We start from the raw sequence: 1,739 nt of genomic DNA on the forward strand, positions 1-1,739 counted from the left end.
GTTTACCTGTATACCAAAGAAACTTATTTATGGTATGATGCCTTACCCGATTATAAAACCTTTGCTCCGCGCTCATTCACAGGCGCTAATGAATTGGCCGCACTTACCAGCGAGGTAGATAAACTTTCGCAATATAAAATTAACCCGGCAACGGGGTTTCCGTACGAGTATTACGCTGCCGATCCGGGTTCGGCTAAATACTCGTTTATTGATGATGGGTCTGTTTCTGCAGAGTTGGGCGGAGTAAGCGGCGATTTTGGATTTTCGGTGTTGTACCAGGAAGCCAACGACCTGCGCGTAAAATATGTATATCCGGGTTCGCCTGCTGATAACGCAGGTATTAAAAGGGGAGACCAAATTGTAAAACTTAATAACCGTACCAGTTTGGATTATGATAACGGCACCAATGTAAACTTTGTAGTAAATGCAGTTTTTGGCACCGACCCAATTACAATGACGCTTAAGAAGGCGGATAATACTAACGTCGATGTGTCGTTAACTGTAGCCGAATATACCATTAACCCGGTTTTAAAATACAAGGTTTTTACTATGGGTGATAAAAAAATAGGATATATTGTTTTTAATACTTTTACTGTAATAGCAAACGCCCGCCCTCAGTTATTAAAAGCTTTTAATGACTTTAGCACTGCGGGTATTACAGACCTGGTTGTCGACCTGCGCTATAATGGCGGTGGAAGTGTTGAAACAGCCGAATACCTGGATAACCTGATTGTACCTGCTGCAAAAAGCGGCACCCAGATGTTTACCTATTATTATAATAATAAGCTGCAGGCTGATAACCACCCGCTGCTAAGCGCTATATACGATATTAATAAAGGGGATTTTTTACCTGCTAATAACCGGGTTAACTTTGCCAAAAATGGTTCGTTAAATATAAGTAAGGTGTTTTTTATAGTAACTGGTTCAACCGCATCAGCAAGTGAGCTAACTATTAATAACCTGCGCCCCGAAATGGAAGTTAACCTTATAGGTCGTACCAGTTATGGCAAGCCGGTAGGCTTTTTTGCTATAGATATTAATAAATATCAATTATATGTGCCACAGTTTGAAACCAAAAACTCAGCCAATCAGGGTGGTTATTATTCAGGGATGACGCCAGGCTCAACAGATTATCCGGGTAAACTTGATTATGACGATGTAACAAAGGATTTTGGCGATAGTACAGAGGTATTACTGCAACACGCGTTAAACTATATTAGTACAGGCGTTTATGATGTGTCAGGTCCGAAGGTTCAAAGTTTGGCAAAAGCCAAAACCATGTCGGCACAGCAAGTTTCAGATATGACACTTAAGCTTGATGAGCGTAAATTTAAAGGGATGGTGGGTAAAAAAGAGTTCCGCCATAAATAAGATATAAGCTGAAAGCATAAGGCCAAAAGCCCAAAGCCATTTGTGGAAACGGGGCAAAAGATGATCGTCTTTTGTCCCGTTTTCTTTCGTATATGTAGCCTACCGCGGCACGCACAAAGCATAATTATGCTTTATCTGCAACACATTCGTTCCGGAAAGAGCAGGAGAATTAATCTGCAAGTTCGCGCAGATCAACGGGTACCACACGCGAAATGCCCTGCTCAACCATGGTTACACCATAAATTACATCGGTACTGGCAATGGTGCGCTTGTTATGCGATACGATGATGAATTGCGAATCCTTAGAGAAAGTGCGGATAATATTATTGAACTTATCAATATTGGTATCATCAAGCGGAGCGTCTACC

2 protein-coding genes are annotated in these 1,739 nt (G+C 41.4%); one reads left to right on the plus strand and one right to left on the minus strand.

What is annotated here, in order from left to right; translation table 11 throughout:
• A partial coding sequence (locus AC1DPZ_RS26585) for a S41 family peptidase (protein ID WP_477409174.1) occupies positions 1-1,371 on the plus strand: 1,371 nt, incomplete at its 5' end.
• A 169-nt stretch (positions 1,372-1,540) separates the two neighbouring features.
• On the opposite strand, the gene AC1DPZ_RS26590 is transcribed toward AC1DPZ_RS26585, so the two are convergent.
• Positions 1,541-1,739: hypothetical protein (locus AC1DPZ_RS26590; RefSeq protein WP_477409176.1), on the minus strand; the 199-nt coding region annotated here is incomplete at its 5' end.

The sequence above is a fragment of the Mucilaginibacter sp. P4_G9 genome, assembly GCF_056400985.1.